17 protein-coding genes are annotated in these 22,664 nt (G+C 40.3%); 7 read left to right on the forward strand and 10 right to left on the reverse strand.

The features are described from left to right. Window positions 1-150: 150 nt before the first annotated feature. Window positions 151-1,344, reverse strand: coding sequence for a PAS domain-containing sensor histidine kinase (locus DUT70_RS04435; RefSeq protein ID WP_113646065.1), 1,194 nt, complete (start codon window positions 1,342-1,344; stop codon window positions 151-153). 815 nt (window positions 1,345-2,159) lie between these two features. Further along, complete coding sequence (locus DUT70_RS04440; protein WP_113646066.1) at window positions 2,160-3,926, reverse strand: hypothetical protein; 1,767 nt, start codon at window positions 3,924-3,926, stop codon at window positions 2,160-2,162. A 1,021-nt stretch (window positions 3,927-4,947) separates the two neighbouring features. Between DUT70_RS04440 and DUT70_RS04445 the strand changes: the two genes are divergently transcribed. The 7 genes from DUT70_RS04445 (at window position 4,948) to DUT70_RS04475 (ending at window position 11,701) form a co-directional block, all read left to right on the forward strand. Next, window positions 4,948-5,250 (forward strand): hypothetical protein, encoded by a 303-nt coding sequence (locus DUT70_RS04445; protein WP_113646067.1) that lies wholly within the window; start codon window positions 4,948-4,950, stop codon window positions 5,248-5,250. A 139-nt stretch (window positions 5,251-5,389) separates the two neighbouring features. After that, a complete protein-coding gene (locus DUT70_RS04450; protein ID WP_113646068.1) occupies window positions 5,390-5,740 on the forward strand; it encodes a hypothetical protein in 351 nt (116 codons plus the stop codon). Window positions 5,741-5,928: 188 nt separating this feature from the next. Then, window positions 5,929-8,322, forward strand: coding sequence for a TonB-dependent receptor (locus DUT70_RS04455; protein ID WP_113646069.1), 2,394 nt, complete (start codon window positions 5,929-5,931; stop codon window positions 8,320-8,322). Between the two features lie 24 nt (window positions 8,323-8,346). Further along, window positions 8,347-9,255: a DUF4625 domain-containing protein gene (locus tag DUT70_RS04460; RefSeq protein WP_113646070.1), complete on the forward strand. Its 909-nt coding sequence runs from the start codon at window positions 8,347-8,349 to the stop codon at window positions 9,253-9,255. Between the two features lie 44 nt (window positions 9,256-9,299). After that, on the forward strand, window positions 9,300-10,013 hold the full coding sequence (locus tag DUT70_RS04465) for a DUF4625 domain-containing protein (protein ID WP_162926563.1): 714 nt from the start codon (window positions 9,300-9,302) through the stop codon (window positions 10,011-10,013). Between the two features lie 517 nt (window positions 10,014-10,530). Next, on the forward strand, window positions 10,531-11,007 hold the full coding sequence (locus DUT70_RS04470; protein ID WP_113646072.1) for a DUF4625 domain-containing protein: 477 nt from the start codon (window positions 10,531-10,533) through the stop codon (window positions 11,005-11,007). Window positions 11,008-11,017: 10 nt separating this feature from the next. Continuing rightward, window positions 11,018-11,701, forward strand: a complete 684-nt coding sequence (locus tag DUT70_RS04475) for a hypothetical protein (RefSeq protein ID WP_113646073.1) — start codon at window positions 11,018-11,020, stop codon at window positions 11,699-11,701. A gap of 447 nt (window positions 11,702-12,148) precedes the next feature. Here DUT70_RS04475 and DUT70_RS04480 read toward each other — a convergent pair whose 3' ends face one another. From DUT70_RS04480 to DUT70_RS04515, 8 genes are all read right to left on the reverse strand, one after another. Then, window positions 12,149-12,916, reverse strand: a complete 768-nt coding sequence (locus DUT70_RS04480; RefSeq protein WP_113646074.1) for a glucosamine-6-phosphate deaminase — start codon at window positions 12,914-12,916, stop codon at window positions 12,149-12,151. Between the two features lie 54 nt (window positions 12,917-12,970). Beyond that, window positions 12,971-13,612 carry a carbohydrate-binding family 9-like protein gene (locus DUT70_RS04485; RefSeq protein ID WP_113646075.1) on the reverse strand — a complete coding sequence of 214 codons (642 nt, stop codon included), beginning with the start codon at window positions 13,610-13,612 and terminating at the stop codon, window positions 12,971-12,973. A gap of 24 nt (window positions 13,613-13,636) precedes the next feature. Next, window positions 13,637-14,836: an N-acetylglucosamine-6-phosphate deacetylase gene (nagA, locus tag DUT70_RS04490; protein WP_113646568.1), complete on the reverse strand. Its 1,200-nt coding sequence runs from the start codon at window positions 14,834-14,836 to the stop codon at window positions 13,637-13,639. Between the two features lie 5 nt (window positions 14,837-14,841). After that, on the reverse strand, window positions 14,842-16,167 hold the full coding sequence (locus DUT70_RS04495; protein ID WP_113646076.1) for a sugar MFS transporter: 1,326 nt from the start codon (window positions 16,165-16,167) through the stop codon (window positions 14,842-14,844). Further along, window positions 16,154-18,724, reverse strand: a complete 2,571-nt coding sequence (locus DUT70_RS04500) for a family 20 glycosylhydrolase (RefSeq protein ID WP_162926564.1) — start codon at window positions 18,722-18,724, stop codon at window positions 16,154-16,156. Before DUT70_RS04500 ends, DUT70_RS04495 begins: the two co-directional genes overlap by 14 nt. A 1-nt stretch (window position 18,725) precedes the next feature. Continuing rightward, on the reverse strand, window positions 18,726-20,147 hold the full coding sequence (locus DUT70_RS04505) for a family 20 glycosylhydrolase (RefSeq protein WP_240432020.1): 1,422 nt from the start codon (window positions 20,145-20,147) through the stop codon (window positions 18,726-18,728). Window positions 20,148-20,281: 134 nt separating this feature from the next. Further along, a complete protein-coding gene (locus tag DUT70_RS04510) occupies window positions 20,282-21,727 on the reverse strand; it encodes a T9SS type A sorting domain-containing protein (protein WP_113646079.1) in 1,446 nt (481 codons plus the stop codon). Between the two features lie 9 nt (window positions 21,728-21,736). Continuing rightward, a complete protein-coding gene (locus DUT70_RS04515) occupies window positions 21,737-22,654 on the reverse strand; it encodes a hypothetical protein (RefSeq protein ID WP_113646080.1) in 918 nt (305 codons plus the stop codon). Between the last annotated feature and the right edge of the window lie 10 nt (window positions 22,655-22,664).

Raw genomic sequence — 22,664 nt, forward strand, 5'->3', positions numbered from 1 at the left:
CCGCCCCAGCACAAACTTCAATAGCAAAAGGCGCAGTCGGCGACTTTTCCTCCCTTTTGGTCGCTCAAAAGGGAGTGCCAATGCCCGGCATAAGGGCAGGCAAGCCTTAAGCGTGGGGCAAACAGCAACCATGCACAACTAAGCACCCTATTACGCTTTTTCAAAAGAAAACTTCAAAGTAAAAGTCGTCCCTTTATTTTGTTCCGTTTGGCACGCCACCGTACCATTCATAAGCCCTACATATCGCTTCACAATATTAAGCCCAAGACCAGTACCAGGAATATCGCCCGTATTATGCGCCCTAAAAAAAGGCTCAAACAAATTCACCTTATCCACTTCAGGAATACCAATCCCATTATCCTTCACCTCCACAATCAGTTCGTTTTGTTTCAATATCGTATTAAACTGAATCATGGTGTTTTCACCCGAATATTTAATCGCATTAGAAATAAGATTAATGATACAATTCTTTAACAGATTATGGTCTAAAAACACCTGCGAACTCGTTCCCGTATGCTCATACACAATCAGCTGGTTTTGTTTACTGATCAATTGCATTTCCTCCACAATCTCTTCAGCAAAAAAGATGATATCAAACCAATTGGCTCGAGGCTCTACCTTACCAGCTTCTAACTTCTCTAAGGATAAGAAATCGTTAAGAATAGTGGTCAGGTTGTTAATCGCGTTTTTAATCTTCGAAGTATGTTTTTCTACATTTGCTTCATCATGCTTAGAACTATACTTATCAATTAGCGAAGCAGATAACTGGATAGAACTTAGGGGAGTTCTAAACTCATGAGAGGCCATAGATACAAACCTGGTCTTTAGCTGATTAAGCTCCTTTTCCTTTTCAAAAAGTGCACTTACATGCTCCTTAGCCGTTTCCAATTCATTAATAGAGCGGATGAGGTCCTGCGTACGCTCCTTGATCTTCTGCTCCAGCTCCTCCGTATAACTTTTAATTTTGAGTTCATCCTCCTTCTGTCTACTTAAATCGTGGATAAAGCCCGTAAAGATACGTCGGTCAGAGAATTTCACTTCACTTACACCCAACCTAAAAGGAAAAACAGAACCATCCTTACGCTGCCCCTGAACCTCCCTACCAATACCAATAATATGGCGTTGGCCAGTATCACGGTAGCTAGCAATATACTGATCGTGCCTAGCTTTATCAGGTTGCGGCATCAATACCGAAACGTTTTTACCAATCAATTCACTACGCTCATAACCAAATAAAGTAAGTGCCGAAGGATTAAGATGCTCAATGATCCCAAACTCATCAATCGTGATAATTCCATCAATCGCATTCTCAATAATCGCATTTAACAATTTGGCTCTTTCCATGTATTTAATTCCAGTTGAAGTTCAAAGTTAAAATTTTTAGGAACTAGTTTTAGTGGTTAGTTACTAGTGGTTAGTAGTTAGTAGGTAGTGGCTAGACATTAGTAGTTAGTATGTAAATGAGTAGTGCCCAAATTCCCCTCTTTTAGAGGGGTGTCCAACGGGCGGGGTGTTTTTTCTAATTGTTTAATCGATGATTTGTTTAACTGGTCATTCATTCACAGGCTCATTAGTTAATTGGTTCATTTTTAGTAGTTAGTACTGCCATTCCTGTCATCCAGAGCACTGCGCCATATCCCCCTTTGGAGGCGGCAAGGGGGAGGTTAGTCTGGCAACTAGCTCCTTCCATTCCTTTCATCCAAAGCGTTACCTGTATCAATTCCTCGGTAGCGAAGGATCTTTAAAACAGCTTGGTTAACTGGTAATTTGTTCATTGGTTCACTAGTTCATTAGTAAGCAATATGGTCATCCAAAGCGTTACCTGTATCAATTCCTCGGTAGCGAAGGATCTTTAAAACAGCTTGGTTAACTGGTAATTTGTTCATTGGTTCACTAGTTCATTAGTAAGCAATATGGTCATCCAAAGCGTTACCTGTATCAATTCCTCGGTAGCGAAGGATCTTTAAAACAGCTTGGTTAACTGGTAATTTGTTCATTGGTTCACTAGTTCATTAGTAAGCAATATGGTCATCCAAAGCGTTACCTGTACCGACTCCTCGGTAGCGAAAGATCTTTAAAAGAGCTTGATTAACTGCTAACTGAAAACTGAAAACTGCCAACTGAAAACTGGTAACTGCTAACTGAAAACTGCCAACCAATCACCCCACCACCACCTTCTCCAACCTCTCCTCCGATAAACTCAACTCCTTTAACACCTTCACATTCGCCAATTCAGCAAATAAACCTTTATAATAATTAATCCCCTTATGTAGCTGATCCTTAAAACCATCCAAATGTTTCTTCTTCTTATCATTGATATCCTCCCAGTAACGTTGAATCTCCGCCTGCAAGTAATCAATATACAAGTTCAGCTCATTCACAAACACATGCGGTCGTTGTACCTTTTCCAACAGATTAACCCCACCATAAATATGTTTCACCATTTCATCCAAAGAGTACACCTTATTAAAAAACGCTAAGTTAGGGCCAGGACAAATCGCCACCGCTTTACTTTCCTTAGGCTTTAGCATATGATTTTTGAGATAAGTAGAAGCGCACAAACCTTCGCACAAACACACCTTCTCGGTAATGCGTTCGTAGGCTTTTTGATGCGCTTCATTATCCAAATGCTGTGCGGCCAACTCCTTTAACTTCAACTTTTGGTATTTGCTAGAAGCCGTACAAATAGGCTCTTTGGTAAACTCAGTATTGGTACACAAGTATTTCTTAGTGCAAGGACTTCCAGGTTTTCCCGCCGCAATACGGTCCAAACGTTGCTGCTCGGCACTGCTGTACTTAAAATTATTAAACAACACCCCTAACGGCGATGAGTTACTTAAATAATAATCCTGCTGTGCTGCCTCCGCTAACTGCTGTAACGTTTGCTCATCCACATTAGTTACCTCAGGCACCAATAAAAACGGACTACCCCAGCCCGTAGCATCCAAGCGATAGTACTTTAACAGAAATTCATTTTCCTGCGCCGTACCAATACCACCCTGTACCGTAATGCGCTGCTTAGGCAGCTTGTTAATGCTCATATGCTTTTGCTCCAATGCCTTGCGGTAAAGTGTTTCCAGCTCCAGTAGCATCAAACCACGACTTTGTTTAAACTCCTCTAAAATAGGACCTAGCAAAAAACCGTCGGTGGCAAAAGCATGTCCACCACAGTTTAAACCTGATTCTATCCTAAACTCCGATACCCATAAGCCCTTTTTAGCCAAAAACTTAGCTTGGATCAAGGCCGAGCGGTAGTCGCTTACCTTTAAAATAATACGTTTATCAAATTTACCTTCAGCATCAGGATTAAAGCCCTCAAACCTTTCGATATAGCTGTATAAACGTGGGTTCATTCCCGCAGAAAGCACTACCGAAGCCTTTAAATCACTTTTGGCAAAAGCCTTAAGCGCAGCCAAAGCATCAGTGTTTTCATCGCCCAAATAAGTACCATCTTTATCAAAGTTCAACTTGTCCACCTTGGCCATAATATTCACATCAATACGGCCTTTTTTCATCCGCTGACGTAAGCGGTCTTGGAAGATCTTTTTCCGCTGTCCTTCCGGATAATCCATCATCAGCTCATAACCATGCTTAGTTACCGAACCTTCGGGCAGTAGCTCAAAATAGCGACAAATATCACTCCCTGGCACAAAATCTTGTTGCTTAAGCGCTTCAAACTGTTCATCTACCAACTGATTAAGCAAGTTCAAATAAGCCGTAATACGTAAAACACGACTATCTGCCGTCTTCTTCTCAATAGGATGATAAGGAATTTGGTTCAATTGCGAATGGTATTTACGCATGCGCTCGGTCAGTTCATCATCAACAATAGAAACTACCGAAGAAATACCATAACGGGCAACTTTCAAAGGCGTATCAATGGAAAAACCTAGGCCTAAAACGGGAATATGAAATTGATGGGGCATATAAAATGAGGTTCTACTTTTCCGTCAAAATTATTGACACCGCTCACCTTTTAGCCGTTTGTTGGTCACATTAAAAAGTGATTTAAGTCATATTTAGGAGTTAGGAACTAGGAACTAGTGGTTAGTAATTAAGTAGCTAGTGATTAGTAGCTAGTGATTAGTAGTTAGTGTTTAAATGAGCAGTCCCCAAATTCCCCTCTTTTAGAGGGGTGCCCAACGGGCGGGGTGTATTTTAATGCTTATTCGTTTAATTGTTTAACTGATTAATTGCCGTTACAGTGTCCTTTCCCAAGCACGCTCTCGCCCTTTTTGGGAGAGACACCGCAAAGCGGAGAGAGGGTAAAGGAATCTCTCCCTAAGCCTTCCGAAGTATCGGAACAGGTACTCCTTGAAAATAAGAGGAAATTTGGCGATGCTAGCATTCCTTTCCTACAACATCATCCAGTACCGCCATTACTGTTATCCAAAGCGAACCCGTACCGACTCTTCGGTAGCGAAGAATCATAAAGCGGTGGGTTATGCAGCTAATCAACTATGCTCCTAAATCTTTATTCCTTGCTCCTTACTCCTTATTCCTAACTCCTAACTCCTAACCATTAACCCCTCCCAAGCACGCCTCTCGCCCTTTTAGGGAGAGACACCGCACAGCGGAGAGAGGGTAAAGGAACCTCTCCCTAACCCTTCCGATGAATCGGAACAGGTACTCCTTGAAAATAAGAGGAAATTTGACGATGTTAACCCATTCCCTCCTACAACGTCATCCAAAGCGTTACCTGTCCCGACTCTTCGGTAGCGAAGAATCATAAAGCGGTGGGTTATGCAGCTAATCAACTATGCTCCTAAATCTTTATTCCTTGCTCCTTACTCCTTATTCCTAACTCCTAACCACTAACCACTAACCACTAGCAACTAACCACTAACCCCATTATCAATTCTATGTTAAGCCCAACTGTTAACATTAACACAATGATAATATACACTTAACGCAACAATGCCCTAGTTTTGCAGAAAAGCCCATTCCATGAAGAAAGACAAACAGAAAGCCCAAATCAAAGCCGATCGTAAAAAAGCAGAGAAAGTAATTAAGGCAACCCTTATTACCGAACTCACTACTGTAGCCAGCAAATTCGCTGAACCTTCAAAGAAGCTAAAGAAACTGATTGAAAAAACCGCATCGGCCTTTGCCAAAGAAATCAATAAAAATATCAAGCCTACTGAAAAAGCAACTACCGATCAAACGGTAGAAACGGCACCTGTTGCAGCCCCTGCTAAAGTAAGTAAACCACGTGCTACCAAAAAAACAGCAAAGGAAACAGCAGAATAGTTGTATTAATTTATTGCACATAAATAGCTGTAGCGGTGTTATTTGCACCATTACGGCTATTTTATTCCAAGCACTATTCATTTAAAATTTGAATTTCTATTTCATTTAGCAAATAATTAATTGCAACTTTGTATCAATAATGAAAAGAAGAACGACATATCGTAAAAGAGCAGCAAAGCAATTTGCGGCATTTTTGTTAACGATATTGTTTTTGGCCATTCCACTAGTGCAAACCCTTCACTCGCACCACGCCAGTAACCTCTTCAGCAAAAACAATACAGAGAAATCATTTACCGATACCAGTGAGAAATGTCTCATTTGTGAATACACTGCCGAAATAAAGGGCAAGCAAATTCTCATGAGCTACCCACCAGTATTAGATATTCCTACCCAAGTATGTACCGAACTCAATAGTTTCGTATATACTCGAATTTATAAGTTCACCCTTCAGAACTTCTCCAACAAAGGGCCTCCTAGCCTTTTAGCTTAATTTTCTTAATGGCAGCACCCTTTAGGATGTTTTGCCTGTAATCCACTTATTTTTTAACGAAAATGCCCTTGGGCGCTTTCTCCAATCTATTTCTTGTTTTTGGTGATGTATTGCATCGCTACGGATCAAACCTTATCGTTTGACACCAGCCCTGCGACAAAGCCAAATGCTAAAACCAATTATTTCTGATGAAAAAATGGTATGCATTATTTTTTAGCTGCTTTTTAGCGAGCTACGTTTTGGCACAAAACACTGAAGTGTCGATATATGTAAGCACGGCTCAGCAAACTGCAGTTAAAGGTGCTAAAGTATCTTTAAATCAATCCACGGTACTTACAGATGCCGCTGGAACCGCTGTACTCAAAAACATCCCTTTGGGAAATTACGTACTAACGGTACAAGCTACAGGCTATGCTCATTACGAAAAGCGGGTGCAAATTACTGCTGCCAACAAACATATCCATGTAAAGCTTAAGCCAGAAGTGACGGAGCTTAAAACCGTAGAGATCAACAGCAATGCCCAAAACATCAGAAAGAACAGCGAAGCCAGAAGTATTGAGGTGTTAGACCAACGCTTTGTACAACAACATTTAGGTGGCAGTTTAATGCAAACCCTAGATCGCTTGCCTGGCATCAGCAATATTGGTATTGGTTCAGGTCAATCAAAACCCCTTATCCGTGGCTTGGGCTTTAACAGAATAGTGGTGGTAGACAAAGGCATTAAGCACGAGGGGCAACAATGGGGTGCCGACCACGGCTTAGAAATTGACCAATTTGCCGCTGGTGAAATTGAGGTCATCAAAGGCCCTTCATCCTTTTTGTATGGAGCTGATGCCATTGGCGGTGCCATTAACCTTAAACATGTTACCATTCCAATGAACCAAGGTTTGGGCGGAAGTGTAAACTTAATTGGCAAGTCCAATAACGACCATTACGGGACTTCTATCAACCTCTTTGGCAGTAATAAGAAATGGTTTTTCGACAGTAGAGTCACCTACCAGAGTTACGCAGATTACCGTGTACCTACCGACACCGTTTACGTGTATGATTTTGCCGTTGGACTTCATCAAAACCGATTACGCAATACCGCAGGCAGAGAAACTGGATTACATTTTAACACTGGCTATGTAGGAGAACATTTCAAAACCTCGCTTCATGCCAGCAATAGCTATGCTAAAAGCGGCTTCTTTGCCAATGCCCACGGTTTAGAACCCCGCAGGGTTGATCAAGCCCTACATGATCGATCCAACCGCGATCTCCTTTCGCCCTACCAACGCGTTAACCACTTTAAACTCATTAGCCGTACAGAAATTAATCACCCTACCAGTAAAACGGAAATAGAACTGGGCTTTCAGCGAAACTTTAGGCAGGAATTTAACCACTATGTAAATCATGGCTACATGCCTCCTGTTTATCCTGCCGAAATGACCATTCCCCAGCACTTGGAACGCGAATACGACAAGTTCATTTACTCAGGTAATTTAAGGCACAGTTTCATGCTTCAGCAACACCAACTGCAAATAGGCCTCAATGCCGATTATCAGGACAATAACATTAGTGGCTGGAGTTTTCTAATCCCAGGTTTCCAGCAATTCAATACAGGCGTATTCGTGTATGATAAATATGTAGTGAACCATCAGCTTATTTTGCATGGAGCCCTGCGTTACGATTACGGGCATATCCAATTTCAAAGATATGACGATTGGTTTACTTCCGAACAAAAAGAAGGTAACATTACTACCATCGAGCGATTAACTCGTGCCGCTAGTTTTAGTAGAGATTTCAACAGCTTTGTATGGTCGGCAGGTATGAATTATAACCCCAGTAAATTGGGCTTTAAATTAAATATCGGCAAAAGTTTCAGAATGCCTATTGCCAAAGAACTGGCAGCAAATGGGGTTAATTATCATTATTTCAGTTACGAAAAAGGAAACGCAAACCTAAATGCAGAGGTCGCTTACCAGGCCGATTTAGGCATTAGTTATACCGAAAAGAAATGGGGCCTGAGCTTTAGTCCATTTTATAACTATTTCCCAAACTACATTTACCTTAATCCAACCCCTTACCACGATTATTATTACGGTGCAGGTAACCAAGTATTTGAGTATACCCAAAGTCGGGTGATGCGCTATGGAGCCGAGCTAAAAGCCAATTACCAATTGCTCCCTAGTTTAAGCACTGAGTTTTTGGGCGAATACCTTTACAGCGAGCAATTATCGGGCGACAAAAAGGGATTTACCTTACCCTTCTCTCCTGCTCCATCGGCACTCATTAACCTGACTTGGTCACCTAAACTATCAGATAAACTGCACAATAGCTACCTGTCGGTAGATTATCGACTTACTGCTCGCCAAAATAACATCGTGCCCCCAGAGAAGAAAACCCCTGGCTATCAAATTGTAAATGTGCAAATGGGCACTACCCTTAGTTTAAACAAACAAGTGTTTGAGCTAAGTATGCAGGCACAAAACCTGCTTAATGCCAAATACCTCAACCATACCAGCTTCTATCGTTTAATCGAACTGCCAGAAGCCAGTCGCAATATCATCTTATCCATCAAAATGCCTTTTAAAATCAACTAAATAAATCACTAACAAACCATTAACATGAAAACAAAACAGATACTGGTTGCCTTTCTCATCTTAGCGGGAACCTTTACCGCATGTAAGAAAGACAAAGCAGAACCTGAAGCAGTTAAACCTAGCGTTCAAAACGTTGAAATTGGGTATGCCAATAATAAACGTGCCATCAGAGGCAGAGATTTCCACCTCAATGCCGATGTATTGGCAGGCAGTAAAATCACTTCTGTAATGGTGAAGATTTTGCAGAAAACAGGCCAAACCTATTCGGCCAACTGGAAATTTGAAATCACATGGGATGAGTTTAAGGGGGTAAAAAACACCAACGTACACAAGCACTTTACCATTCCGGCAGAAGCACCAGAAGGCACCTACGACTTCTTTTTTATTGTGAACGATGAAAATGGTAGTAAGCTAGAGATCAAGGAAGATTTTGTCATTATAGATGCAGCCAATATGCCTGTAGATCCTATTGTAGATCGAGATATTTTCTCCAGAAATGGCACGATGATCTATTACATTAATACCTATGTAGAAAATCCGTTGGTGTTTAAAAAGAATGATGAGTTTACCGCACGTACCCAAATTAAGCAAATTCAAGGTGACGGGACATTATATACCGTACTCATCAACAAGAAACTGAATTACTTCCCTGAAACCATCAGCCAATTGGATTTTGCAAAAGGGATCATTATTTCTAAAGTAGAACATAAGGGCCTTGGTCCTGCATCAAGCATTACTACTTTAAAAAATGTCAATGGCGTATGGGGCGGCGATTCTATCATTATTGGTGCAGAAAAGGATGGTATTGGCAATGCCATTTCTGGACAAAAAGCATGGGCATCAGGACAATACAATTTGGTGATCCTTTACCACAATTCTACTTATAACGTTAGCACACACAAGTCAATTCCTATTACCATTAATTACGAATAACAACATATCATATTTAAATAATTTAATATCAAATCTTAATGAAAATGAAAACAAACAAATTCCTATTCCTAGCCTTACTTTTTGTTACTGTGTTAAATGCTTGTAAGAAAGACAATGATGAAGTGATTGCACCAGCACCCAAAATCACTGGACTTGAGGTTGGAAGCAACAACAACAAAACCGCTTACCCTGGAAACGATTTGCACATAGAAGCTACTATTGAGGCAGAAGGCAATATTGCGGATGTAAAACTAGAAATCAACCCTGTAAGCGCTACAGGTTGGAAATTAAGCACGACTTATACCGATGGTTTTAAAGGTTTAAAAAATGCGGAGTTCCACAAACACATTGATGTACCAGCTACTGCTGCCGTAGGCGACTACAAAGTGGTACTCACCGTAACCGACCAAGCGGGTAAAATCACCAAAATAGAATCAGACTTAAAAGTGGTAGTTGACCCTACACTACCTTCGGTGGCTAACTTAGAAGTGGAATATGAAGGCAATGATGAAATTCATTTGGATGCCACGGTAAATGCTCCTAGCAAAATTGCTAAAGTAGTGGTAGAAGTACACGGAGGTACTTATAACAAGGAATTTGAATTTACAGATGCCGCCATGGTTGGACAAACCACTTATAAATTCCATAAGCACGTACACATTACCGGAGCACCAAATGGCCACTACCACATTCATGTAAAAGTAATTGACCAAGCGGGTAAATCTATTGAAGTAGAAGATCATTTCGATAAGAAGTAAGGCAGTTATTAGTGACCCAACAGACTTACGAAGTTTTAAAACGGCGAAGCCCTCAACTTTACAATTGAAAAAGTAAATCAACTAAAGTTAAACTTCGTAAGTCTAATTAATCGGTCAAGCACGTACCAATGAGGGTTAGGTAGAGGTTTCTAACCCTCTCTGCCCTTTAGGCATCTCTCCCTAAAAGGGTGAGAAAAGCACTTAGGAAAGGTTTGTGCAATTCCTTATTAGCTAAAGTCATACCCAATTCAATTGGGTATCCTAAAGCGATAGAAAGGAAAACTGCAATATGCTTTAAAATCCCCGCATACGCGAGGATGACGATATAAGAGCGGAGTGTGTTACAATTAACCGATTAAACAAATCAACAATTAACCAAGCTGTTTAGCTATCCTTCACTACAGAAGAGTCAGCACAGGTAACACTCGGAAACGACATAGGAATGAGCTAATTCCCAATGAACTAATGAACCAGTGAACCAATGAACTAATTACTAACAACTAACCACTAAAATAAAATGAACAAATTAAAAATTACCTGCCTTAGCGTATTACTACTCTTAGGTATTGCCAGTGGCTGTAAAAAAGACAAAGAAGAGGTAGATACCATTTATCCTACTATTTCCATAGAAGCCTCGAATGCTTTTCCTAAACAATGTAGCATCCTTAAAAGAGGCGAGAAATTCGTCTTTAGAGCCGACTTGTCGGACAACATCGCCTTAGGCTCTGTGAGTGTCGACATCCACCATAATTTTGATCACCATAGCCATAGTACCGAAGTATTAGGCTGTAATATGGATGCAAAAAAAACACCCGTTAACCCCTTATTATACATTAAGGACTTCCCTATCTCAAGCGGGCAAAAAAGCTATCAAATTGCACAGGAAATAGAAGTGCCAGCCAATGTAGATCCAGGCGACTATCACTTTCTAATCAGATTAACCGACCAATCAGGTTGGCAAACCATCAAAGGTTTAAGCATCAAAATACAATAAAGCAAATATTATGAGACCAATTAAAGCATTATTCATCATCCTATCGGTTACTTTCATGAGCAGCGGATGTAAGAAAGACCACCATGATGAGGAAACCACTCCAGAGAAACCATTTGTAATTACCGAACATTACATTGCTGGTACGCTTACCCAAAAAACAGGGAGCAAGTACAGCAGTGTATTTTTTATCCAGCTTTTAAAAGATGGTAAAGCTACGTTCATCAATTCTTCTGCTACTAACCTATCGGGAACCTATACCCTTACCGATACCGAGTTGGTTTTTGAGGTAACAGGTGGCAATGCCCGCATCGCTAAGTTTACTTTAGATAAAGACAAAAAAGTGACTTCCGCTTACTACAAAGCACTCACTACAGAATATGAAGCTACAGGAGAACTGCTTCCTGTAAAAGAAACCAATGAGCTGACAGGGAAAACCTTCAAAGGTGATGAATATAAAATGGGCGAAGTAAGTAACAGAACTGGACTAAATTACAGTTTCGGAGCTACTGCATACGGTTCTGGAACAGATGCTACCACCATCGACAAAACCACCAATAACTACACGCTTATTGGCGGCAGCGGATTTAAATATGTAAATGGCAGCAATGTAGAACTTGGCTTCGTTTCCAATAAAAAACTCACTGTTTTTAGGGTAAGTGGCTTGTATTACTATGGTAAGTATACTCAACAGTAAATAAAGATCGTTCGTTTAGGTTAGTTGCAATGGCCCCAGTGGATTCTGGGGCTTTGCTATTTTTCTATTCAAAAGAACCTTGTAGGTTTTAAAAACCTACGAGGTTTAATCGTCTTATATTTGCCTTATAGACTTACGAAGTTTCCGAAACTTCGTAAGTCTTGCTTATTAAATCTTGCTTATTTTAAAACCTGCTAGGTTGAATGTCTGGAACTGCCCTTCGGTTATAGCCCCGACAGTAATGGAAAGCCCGTAAGGGAGCGAAGCGAGTGCGGACTTGTAATGAATGGCGGGACTATCGGGATTTACCTGTATTGCATTAGCGCTTCAAGCTTTATAGACTTACAAAGTTTTGAAACGACAAAGCCCTCAACTTTACAATTGAAAAATTAAATCAACGAAAGTTAAACTTCGTAAGTCTTACTTTCTCCTAAATACCTGCGAGGCTTAACTGTTTGACTGTATCAACGTGCTACTATCTTGATCCAAAAAGAGCACCGCTTTAGGATGCCTTCTTAATACAGTGGCAGGATTTTTAGTATTGATTTCGCTGTTTAAAGTATGTGCTACAGCATTAGCCTTGGTTGGCCCTGGTACTACACAATTAAGGTAACTAGCGCTTAACAAAGCAGGAATAGTTAAGGTGAGCGCTTGTTGAGGGACTTCACTTAAAGAAGCAAAACAGCCATCATTTACTTGCTGTTGCCTGCAAACCTCATCTAAAACAACCACTTTTACCATTTTGGGATCTTCAAAATCAGCTACAGGTGGGTCGTTAAAAGCCAGGTGCCCATTTTCACCAATGCCCATACATACGATATCTACTGGGTATTTTGCTAGTAAAGAAGTATATCTGGCGCATTCATGCTCAATATCGTCGGCATTACCATTTAAATAATTCACCGACTTGAAATTAAACTGGTCAAACAAACGCTCTTTCAGGAAATTCCCAAAACCTTGCGGGGCATCAGCAGCCAAGCCAATATATTCATCCATATGGAAAGCATTAATACGTTGCCAATCTAAGTTCTCGTCCCTTAAAGCCTGTAAAAACTCGTCTTGCGAAGGAGCGGCTGCAAACACCACATTAATTTCGGGCTTGCTGTTTAAAAGCATATTTACCTCTTTGGCAAATTTTTCTGCCGCCGCCACTCCCATTTCCTTTCTGGTACTGTATATTCTTACGTCTAGTTTGTTTTCTTTAGTGCTTATCATTTCTATTTAGGTTGTAGTGGTTAGGTGTAAATTGTTGCGTGCTCATTAAGTGCATTAATTAAAGGCAAATTCTCCAAAAAAGTCTTTCCTATGAAAATCAGGTTGCTCTGCTTCAATCATGTTCCAAGTAAGGAAATGAGGTTGAGGCAAACCATCACCGCACTTGTAGAAATTACCTTTTGCGTTAAGGTGATGAAAAGAACTGATCTGATGCTTGATAAAAATCTCTTTAGGAATCACCAACATAATTTCCCAATCAAAACCTTCATTGCTATTAATGGTGCTGTTGGCGTTAATTTTAGAAGAAAAACTCAATTGCTTAATCACTTCTACAGGCAATAGTTCCCTATCCAGTCTATCGTATCCATAGCCTATTTTGGTAAATCCCAAGCAGTTAAATTCAAGGTTATAATAACCTTCGTCGCCAAAAGCAATAAAAAGCTCTACACAGCTATCATTGTGGATATTACCGTTGGTGCCTTCATTAGCAACCAAGTATTGCTCTGAAATGATATACTTCAACAATATCGCATCACCATTATGTGCTATTAAAAACTTGGCTTGGGCATCAGCTTGGTAGGCAGGCCAAGGATTGCAGTCGATAGCAGCTGCCTGTAAACCATCCATCAACTGGTTGAATTTGTCTATTTCCTTAAGGTTATGGGTATCTAAAAAAGGAATCTCTAATCTTCTCACACTTATTTCTTTTGGGTATCGGCTTTAAACTTTTACTTCATCTTTGGTATATACCAAATTTCCTTTGACAATGGTGGTGTAGATGTTAATTTTTTCATCAAAAATGATCACATCGGCATCTTTACCTTTTACGAGCTCCCCTTTGTTGTCGGCAATGTTCAAGATTTTGGCTGGGGTAGCACTTGCCATTTTTACGGCATCCAATAAAGACACTTCTGCTAAGGAAATCATGTTACGCACCAGCCTATCTGTAGTGGCTACGCTACCTGCAAAGGCTGTACGATCTGGTAATTTGGCTACCCCATCTTCAATAATCACTTCTAGGCCGTCTTTTAAGCTTCCTAATATGCTTTTGCCTTCGGGCATCCCTGCTCCTCTCATGGCATCGGTAATCAACGCCGTATGCTCGGGTCCTTTAATCTTATAAATCAGTTTGAGCAACGGGGCTGGTAAGTGGACACCGTCTACAATAATCTCCACGGTCATGTCATCCAATAAATAGGCGCTTTCTATCGCACCAGCATAACGAAATGCATTTCGACGTGATACTCCCGACATACACGAATAAAAATGCGTAGCATGGGTAAAACCTACTTCATATGCTTTCACTACTTCCTCGTAAATGGCGTCAGTATGGGCAATGGCAGCCAAAACACCATGCTGTTTTAAAAATTGACCAAAGGCCAAAGTTCCTGGCAATTCTGGTGCAGCACTCCAACGCTTGATATGTTTTGAAGCGGCTAATACTTCCTGATATTCCTTAGGATCTGGATCACGAATATACCTTGGATCCTGCGCCCCTTTTTGCGACATGGCAAAGTAAGGCCCTTCGATGTGGATGCCTACAAAATCGGCACCCGAATGATTAATAGCACCTGCTTTTTCATAGATATCCAAAGTAGCAAGCAGGTCTTCCTTTTCGCAACTTAAGGTGGTGGGCATTAATGCGGTAGTGCCATATTGAGCATGGGTTTTGGCAATCTCCAAAAAAGCTTCGATGGTGTTGTCCATAAAATCATGACCGCCACCACCATGCACATGCATATCGACAAAACCAGGAGACACATATTTGCCTCTGGCGTCTATTTCCAAAGCACCTTCTACGAAGATGTTATGATTGCCCACTTCGGCTATCTTTCCATCAGAAATGACCAAAGTACCCTCTTTTAGCACTCCCGCGGGAGTAATGATTTGGGCGTTGAATATTTTAATTAAGTTACTCATGGAGATTATTTTTTGATAGTCCAACTTTTCAGTTTGTGACCATAGAAAGCGTAAAAAATCAAATAAGTATAACAGGGAATCAGGACCCAATAAGCTTCTCTTAAACTATGTTGATCGGCCCAATAACCATATAACAAGGGCATAATGGCATTGCCACAAAGGCCCATAATCAATAGCGAAGCCCCTGTTTTAATGAAACGGCCAAGATTATCCAGAGCCAATGGCCAAACACCTGCCCATATCATAGAATTGGCGAAACCTAACAGTACGATGAACCAAACGGAGATATCGGTTTGATGACCGAACAACGTCATTCTTCCTGAAAACAACAAAATGCAACAGCTTAAAGCCAAACCTAGTAAGGTGCAGATTTTTAGCGCATTTAACTGTGACAGTACTTTTGGAATAAAAGTAATTCCCAACAAATAGCCTATAATGGTGGCGGTAAGCGTATAGGATGGAAAAGTTTTGGCTTCCATAAAATCCATTCCGTGATGCGTAGCGTAGTTTACAATGCTATCCACGGCAATTACCTGCGAACCCACATGAAAGAAAATAGCAACTGCCCCGAGCACTAAATATGGAAAGTCTAAAATGCTGTTCTTACCTTCATTGGCGCTTGATACTTCTTCCGTTTCCGTTTCTGTGTCTATTTCTGGCAATGGCGAAAGCCTCACAAAAAAGCCTAAAAGCAATAGCAATACCGCTACAATACCATAAGGCAACACCACACGCTGGATCAGTTCATCTAAAGCTTGCGCTTTTTCAACGCCCTGCATCAGTGCTATCTTTTTGAACAAAGCACTATCCGTTGGCCGTAACACTACTGCAGAGAAAAGTAATGGAGCCAAAATACCAGCCATTTTATTGCAAATGCCCATGATGCTGAAACGTTGAGCGGCCCTTTCTTTTGCTCCCAAAATGGTAATGTATGGATTGGCGGCTGTTTGTAAAATGGCTAAGCCTATTCCCAAGGTGAATAATCCAGTTAAGAAAATACCATAAGTTCTTGTTAGTCCAGCAGGTATAAATAATAATGCACCAATACACATAGCCCAAAAGCCATACATCATGCCGCGCTTAAAACCTACCTTTTTAAGTAAATAACCAGCAGGTAACGACATGACCAAATAGGCAATGTAAAAAGCAAAGGCTACCAAATACGACTCAAAATGATTGAGTTCGCAGGCTATTTTAAAGAATGGGATAAGAATGGCGTTGATCCATGTTACAAAACCAAAAATGAAGAACAACAGACCTATTATAGAAATAGATATGGCACTGTCCCGTTTGGACAAGCTACTTATCTGTACCGCTTTATTTTGCTCCATCGTTTTTTACTTGATCAATTTTTGAGACTTCGCTTCCCCTACCAGCATGGTCAAAAGTTCTAAAAGTAAGTTGACTGCCTATACTTACAGGCTGGGTATATAGTGGGCTTTTCAGTGTGGGCACCGAACCATCTGTGGTATATCTAATGCTAAAACCTGGCAATTGTACATTGGCCGAAACGCTACCGCCATTTACCTTTAAACCTGGCGTAGGTACACGATAGCTAAAACCACCAGCATAATGGTTAAGTCTTCTCAATTCTCTTTTCCCTAATAAATTGTAAAATGCAGATAGTGATTGTCCGTACAGCTCCTTCGCTTTAGTTTCGTCGGCTTCTTCCGCCCAATCTGGACTTTTTGACCAAGCTCTTTCTGCTAAAGCCAATAATCTTGGCATCAATAAATATTCTAAGTGATGGCTGTTTTTAATGGTTTCAGACCATAGCTGTCCTTGCAGTCCAACGATGTTATTTTTACCTACTTCGGTAAGTTTTTCTGCTTCGTTCAACACTTTTTCACTCAACTGTCGGCCCAAGTAATTTTTCTGCTGATTTTTAAGGTAGTTATAAGGGATAAAGTTAAAAGGCTTGTCAAGTTCTGTAAAGCCGCCCCAATAAAAACCTGGCTCTTCAAATTTCTTGAAATAGGCCATGTCAAAGTAAAAAGTACTTACAAAGGAAATAACGACTTTATAATTGCCATTAGCCAAACGATAGGCTAAATCTTCGTTGCCCAATAGGTTGTTCCATACATTTACATGCACATTCTGATTGGCAAATTTATCGTTCACCAACCACTTGGATTTACCATTTTCAACAGCTTTTTTTAAGCCTACCTCTTCCCATCCCGATAGGTATAAACCTTTCTTTTTTAGCATGGTACTCACCTTACCAAAATAGTAATTCCACAGGTCGGCAGTGGTTTTAACCTCGCTATTGCTTTGTTTTAAACGGTTAAAAGCTGGCGATTTTTCCCAAACGCCCTTAGGCACTTCATCACCACCGAAATGGATAGTTTCCAAAGGGGCGTTGGCTTCTTTATACATCGTGATGATTTCATCGGTTACTGTTTCTAAAAAGTTATAAACCGATGGCATAGCTACGTCCATTACATTATCATTCCACTTTTGTACTGAGCGATAAACCGATTGATCTTCTAAGTGACGAAGTAGGTACTTTTCCGCTGCAATTTTATCACCCTTCTTTAGTAGGTTTTGGTAGCGGTAATCCATTGACTTGATGGCCGCTCTGGCATGTCCAGGGGTTTCTATTTCTGGAATCACACAAATATGTCTAGCGGTAGCATAACGTAAAATTTCTTTAAAGTCCTCTTTACTGTAGTAACCACTTCCAGGAAGTTGGTCTATGTAAGGACCTGAGCCATATGACGGCTGCAAATGGCTACCTTGTGCATTTGCATGCGCTCGTTTAGCACCTACATTGGTCAGCTCAGGTAAGGCAGGTATCTCCAAGCGCCAACCCTCGTCGTCATTAAGGTGAAAATGCAAGGTGTTGATCTTGTACAATGCAAAAACATCCAATAGTTTTAATATTTGTGCTTTTGGCTGGAAATTCCTCGCCACGTCGAGCATAAATCCTCGGTAACCAAAACGAGGGCTATCTTTTACTTCAACTCCTGTTAAAACAATCTCCTTATTCTTGTCGGTTGCAAACGCCGCAGGATCAATCAAAGTTTTAAGCGACTGAATACCATAAAAGATACCCGCATTGCTACCTGCGTTAATCGTAACGCCCTTTTCGTCTACACTTAGGGTATAAGCTTCATTTGCCGAACCATCATTTAACAAAATAATAGTTGGTTTAGCTGCTGAGGGTAATTTGCTTACTTTGATTTTTTTACCAAATAGTTTAAAAAGGTCGTTTGCCAATAAATTAGCTTCATTTTCAAAACCAGTTTCGTAACCTATGCTTAGGTTTGAACTTAAAGTTAGCGATTTACCATTTTCTACATATTCAACGGGTGTTGGAAATACCTTGGTTAGCTTGCTTTCGCTGATATTTGAGATGCTTTGGTTGGCATTAAATATCATTTCGGGCGTCGTTTCCTTGTCGCCACCAACCCTAAAAAACTTCTTCTGATCTGGCGGTGCAACAAAGGAAACTGGTTTGAAGGGGACAATTTCGTTGCTATTGTCCCAAACCAAGTAAAAGCCCTGCGGCGAATCAGAAGTGTTTACCATCCACGAGTTGGATAGCATTTCATATTTCAAGCTTTCGCCAGGTTTAAGTCCCTCGAAGTTCTTGCCTGGTGTAAAACAAGACAAGTCGCCATTGAGGTGTGCTACGTTGAACGGTTGGTCTGCATTTTTCGGGGTAATCACCCTAATAAAATTGAAAAATAGCTTCCATCCATTCTTTGGCAAGGCCGTTTTACCTACATTTTTAATCTCTAGTACCGATAGCCCCTGTTCATCTTTCAGGTAGTTATTTTCCAGCGGCTGCCAAGTAATGGCTAAATCTAATTGTGGTGTCTTTTTAGTTTGCGCATATACCACCGAACTGAGTATACAAAGGATAATGCTATATAAAAATTTCATCTTAATCATTGGTTTTACTTCTGGATAATCGTTGAATTAAGAGCTTAATTTTCGCATTCCTTAACTGGTTTTCCTGTTCAATTTCTGCCTCATATAAGGTATTTTTATTCAAAGCAATAAATCTTTTATCCAGTTTAGCCGTGTCTATCTGTTTCAACTGTTTAATAATTTCTGGTATCCTGCTCTCTTTAAAATCTACACTGTTCACCTCTATTTCTAAAGCCATGTAAGTAAGGTATTGCACCCTGATGTCGGCCATTAAGCGGTAGTGCTCAAACTCTTCTTGGTTCTTTAAAGGCTTTAGTTGTTCAAATTGCTTTGCGGCAAGTTTTGCACTGTCTAACAGCTGATTGATGCTTACATTTTTATTGCTTACTACCCCTTGGGTCACTTCATAAGGAGCTGTGGTTAACGCTTTCCAAAAAGTTTTACTTTGGGCCTCGTCAAACCCATAATTCTTAAGCGTGTAGTTTCTAACAAATTGTACCGTATTTAATGGTTCTTTTGTCTTTAAAGCCTCAAAATAGGCGTCAATAAGGATGTTAAACCCAGTGATAGGATATACACGTCTGATGGCATATAAATCCACAATATCTCTGGTAGTTTCAAAAACTGGCGAATATAATCCAGAGGTTGACCATGAGGTGATGACCATGCCTTTGTAGCCAAAGTTTCGGGCTGTTGGAATGAAATCCTTGATGTTCTTAAAGTGTTTTTCCCATTGGGTTAAGAAATAATTGTCGGGATGGCTTCTGATCGATGGCGATCCCCATATCTCAAAACCACTCTCTAATAATTTGCTATGATCTCCAAACATGTTGGTATCCCAACCATAATTCCAATCAATAAAGATGGTTTGTTTGGGCAAATACTTTAAGGCGTCAGGATATTTAATGGCAATATCTGCCCATAATACAGGCGTTTTACCCAAGCTCACCACCAAGTCACAAAGCAGTTTAATATAATCGCCATACAAGCGGCCCTTACCTAATTCCTGCGCCTTCTTTTTTGATTTTTCCGAATGTCCAAGCAAATAGGTTTCATCGCCGCCTATATGGATATATTTTGAGCTGTGCGTAGAAATCAAATCGGTGTACAGATCTTTAAATAAAGCACGATTTAAATCTTCCTGCAAGGGATCTACCTGCGAATAGTCCTTTTGGTCCTCTCTCTGGTTCTTATATCGATAATTACGAAGGATATATTCTACGTGTCCAAAACTCTGTTGTAAAGGAATAACATCAATATTGATGGATTTACAGTAGTTCACAAAATCAACCACTTCTTCTCTGGTATAGGCAAACCTATTGGCAATCATAGGATGATTTTTAAAGGGATAGGTTGCTTCCCATTCCATCACCAAGGTATTAACGCCGTTATCGCTTAATTTCTTGGCAAATTGCTTTAAAGCGGGCATCTTCATCACCTGAATTCTAAGATCTAAGTGAAAACCTTTTACTGAAAAGTCGTTGTTTTTAGGGCTAGCCTGAGCTAAAACTAAGCTTGCGAAGAGCACGAAAATTATACTGAGAATATATCCTTTTTTCACCTGAAATACTATTTAATGAATTTGAAACTTTTGCTTTGATCGCCCATTACAACACGAGCAACATATAATCCCGCTGGAATATTGCTAAGGCTATAGTGGTAGTTGTTGAGCTGCTTTTGATAACGGATTTTTTGGCTCAGTACTTTCTTTCCCGAAAGATCACTAATGAGTACATCACCATTTCCTTCTGAATTAGCTGAAGCCGAAATATGAATGGCATCACCTGCTTTCGAGAATTGGATGTCACTACTTAATTCAAAATTAAGAAAAGTAATCTTTTCGAAGGTCGTCGCTTTTCCATCCTTATCTACCTGTTTAATTTGATAGTAATTATCCCCTGCTGCTGGATTAAAATCTGTATAAGCATAACTATTTAAGGCTCCAGCCGTTACTTTGCTTGATACTTTAGCAATGGACTCAAAACCCTTGGAATTGTCCGTTTTCCTTAATACTTCGAAATAATCATTGTCCTTTTCTGAGGAAGTTTGCCATTTCAAAAAAGCACTATTAGTATTTTTAGTTGCTGTAAAATCTACAAAGCTAACAGGTAACGTACTGGTCGGGATAAATTTAATATCGAAATTACCAAACCTAGCCGTAGCCAAGGCACCATTGGTACTTCTTACCCCCTGTACTAATAAGCTGTTTAATTCTTGGCCAAGAGCCAACTCGCCAGTGCGTGGAAAGTTGATTAACGATGAAGTCCCTGTAATTCTTGCACCGTTTACCCAAATATTAAAGGTTCCAGAGGGTAGCGTATAGGTGGTTATACCTCGTACATAATCGTGTGCATTAGCATGGTTGTTCGCATAGACTTCAACATCATAGTCGCCACCATTTTTACTAAAAGTAGAAGAGTTGATGGTGATTGCAGCGCCATCGGTGCCGCGATAAGAGAAAGTAATGGTTGTTGCCGTCATATCCCATCTCAAATAATTGAAAATGCCTGGAAAGCTACCTCCTTGGAGAATGGTGCCATTGTTAAAGATGTTATTTCCTTCGGTAGTGCTGGCACTGTTACCAAAAGCGTAGGTAATTGCCCCAGTACTTGCTGTAGTATTGTCAAAAGACATTTTAAAGAACGTACTGGTAACTGCGCTTAAACCTTGAATGTTATATAAAGATAATTTGTTGGGCGCAGAAGTAGAATTACTTGCCGTTAAGGTAACCGATACTGGCGAGCTATTAACCGCAAAACCTCCTGAAGAACTTGCTCCCGTATATACTCTGGCATAGCCACTTGTTGGATAAGCTAAAAATCCAGCAGTGGTACTGGTAGATACCGATGATTTTGATGTGCCTGTTGCATTGTAGGTGTTTCCACTGTTTCCCGTGGCACTACCAAAATCGTAATTAAAAGGTGGGGTGCCTTCTCCCTGCCATATACCCTGCGCCTCAACTTTAAAAAATTGAACCAGTAATAATGATGCTATCAATAAAGATTTCCTTTTCATAACGATGAATTATTTAGCAAAATTCATTTGAATATGACTTAAATTAAGGGTTAGCGCATTTGGTACAGAGCCTTTACTGTGGTAACCCTGAAATAAAAAGCTATTTAATGGCGCTTCTGGTGCCAATTCCCCACTTGCTGGGATACCTGCACCGCTTTCAGTCGTCATTAAATTACCATCTACCCAAATATTAAACGTAGCTGGTGCCAAATCATAAGCTTTACCCATTTTGGTATATTTTTGCGATGTAGTCGCATTATTGATATATAATTCTACTTGGTGCTCTCCAGTTTTGGTAAAGCTATTTGCATTGATCAATTTATATCCATACGAGCCGTTATTTAAGGCACGATAGGAGAAGAAAACTGCTTTATTGGTGCTAAACTCCCAACGTAGCCCAGCAAATACACCAGTAGCATCTGCACCCGTTAGCGACGATGTATTTTTGAAAATGTTATTGCCTCTAGCATTACCTATACCAAAAACCACAGCGCCATTTGTTGGATCGTTGTCGCCTTTAAATGAAACATTAAAAAACAGACTGGATACTGGGCTTGCTTTTGAAATATCGTATACGGCAAACTTATTTGCACTGGCATTGCTCGAAGCATCTAAAACCAATTTAGTAGCCGCATCTTTTCCTTCTGTTTTAACCGAACCACCAGCATTGGCACCTGTAGTTACCGCGGCAAAGCCTGAAGAAGGATAAGATAAGAAGCCTGGCGTAGCCGTAGATGATACAGATGTTTTAACAGCTTCACCGCTACTGAATTTATCTCCCGCATTCCCAGTACCTTTTCCTAAATTATAACTCCAAACAGTACCCTTATTGTCAAAAGTTCCAGCATCGCTCCAAGTTTTGGTTTGTGCCTGGGCTACTCCTAAAAATAGGGCTAACGCTGCTGTGATATGTAGTCTTTTATTCATCGTTGTTTAG

Source organism: Pedobacter chitinilyticus (genome assembly GCF_003313385.1).
GTDB lineage: Bacteria > Bacteroidota > Bacteroidia > Sphingobacteriales > Sphingobacteriaceae > Pedobacter > Pedobacter chitinilyticus.

Bases quoted from the DNA above. Each gene is read 5' to 3' on its own strand.
- nagA (WP_113646568.1), bottom strand. From the start codon at position 14,836: ATGAGTAACTTAATTAAAATATTCAACGCCCAAATCATTACTCCCGCG.
- DUT70_RS04460 (WP_113646070.1), top strand. From the start codon at position 8,347: ATGAAAACAAAACAGATACTGGTTGCCTTTCTCATCTTAGCGGGAACC.
- DUT70_RS04505 (WP_240432020.1), bottom strand. From the start codon at position 20,147: ATGAAGATGCCCGCTTTAAAGCAATTTGCCAAGAAATTAAGCGATAAC.
- DUT70_RS04475 (WP_113646073.1), top strand. From the start codon at position 11,018: ATGAGACCAATTAAAGCATTATTCATCATCCTATCGGTTACTTTCATG.
- DUT70_RS04510 (WP_113646079.1), bottom strand. From the start codon at position 21,727: ATGAAAAGGAAATCTTTATTGATAGCATCATTATTACTGGTTCAATTT.
- DUT70_RS04450 (WP_113646068.1), top strand. From the start codon at position 5,390: ATGAAAAGAAGAACGACATATCGTAAAAGAGCAGCAAAGCAATTTGCG.
- DUT70_RS04435 (WP_113646065.1), bottom strand. From the start codon at position 1,344: ATGGAAAGAGCCAAATTGTTAAATGCGATTATTGAGAATGCGATTGAT.
- DUT70_RS04440 (WP_113646066.1), bottom strand. From the start codon at position 3,926: ATGCCCCATCAATTTCATATTCCCGTTTTAGGCCTAGGTTTTTCCATT.
- DUT70_RS04495 (WP_113646076.1), bottom strand. From the start codon at position 16,167: ATGGAGCAAAATAAAGCGGTACAGATAAGTAGCTTGTCCAAACGGGAC.
- DUT70_RS04445 (WP_113646067.1), top strand. From the start codon at position 4,948: ATGAAGAAAGACAAACAGAAAGCCCAAATCAAAGCCGATCGTAAAAAA.
- DUT70_RS04470 (WP_113646072.1), top strand. From the start codon at position 10,531: ATGAACAAATTAAAAATTACCTGCCTTAGCGTATTACTACTCTTAGGT.
- DUT70_RS04515 (WP_113646080.1), bottom strand. From the start codon at position 22,654: ATGAATAAAAGACTACATATCACAGCAGCGTTAGCCCTATTTTTAGGA.
- DUT70_RS04455 (WP_113646069.1), top strand. From the start codon at position 5,929: ATGAAAAAATGGTATGCATTATTTTTTAGCTGCTTTTTAGCGAGCTAC.
- DUT70_RS04500 (WP_162926564.1), bottom strand. From the start codon at position 18,724: ATGAAATTTTTATATAGCATTATCCTTTGTATACTCAGTTCGGTGGTA.
- DUT70_RS04480 (WP_113646074.1), bottom strand. From the start codon at position 12,916: ATGATAAGCACTAAAGAAAACAAACTAGACGTAAGAATATACAGTACC.
- DUT70_RS04465 (WP_162926563.1), top strand. From the start codon at position 9,300: ATGAAAACAAACAAATTCCTATTCCTAGCCTTACTTTTTGTTACTGTG.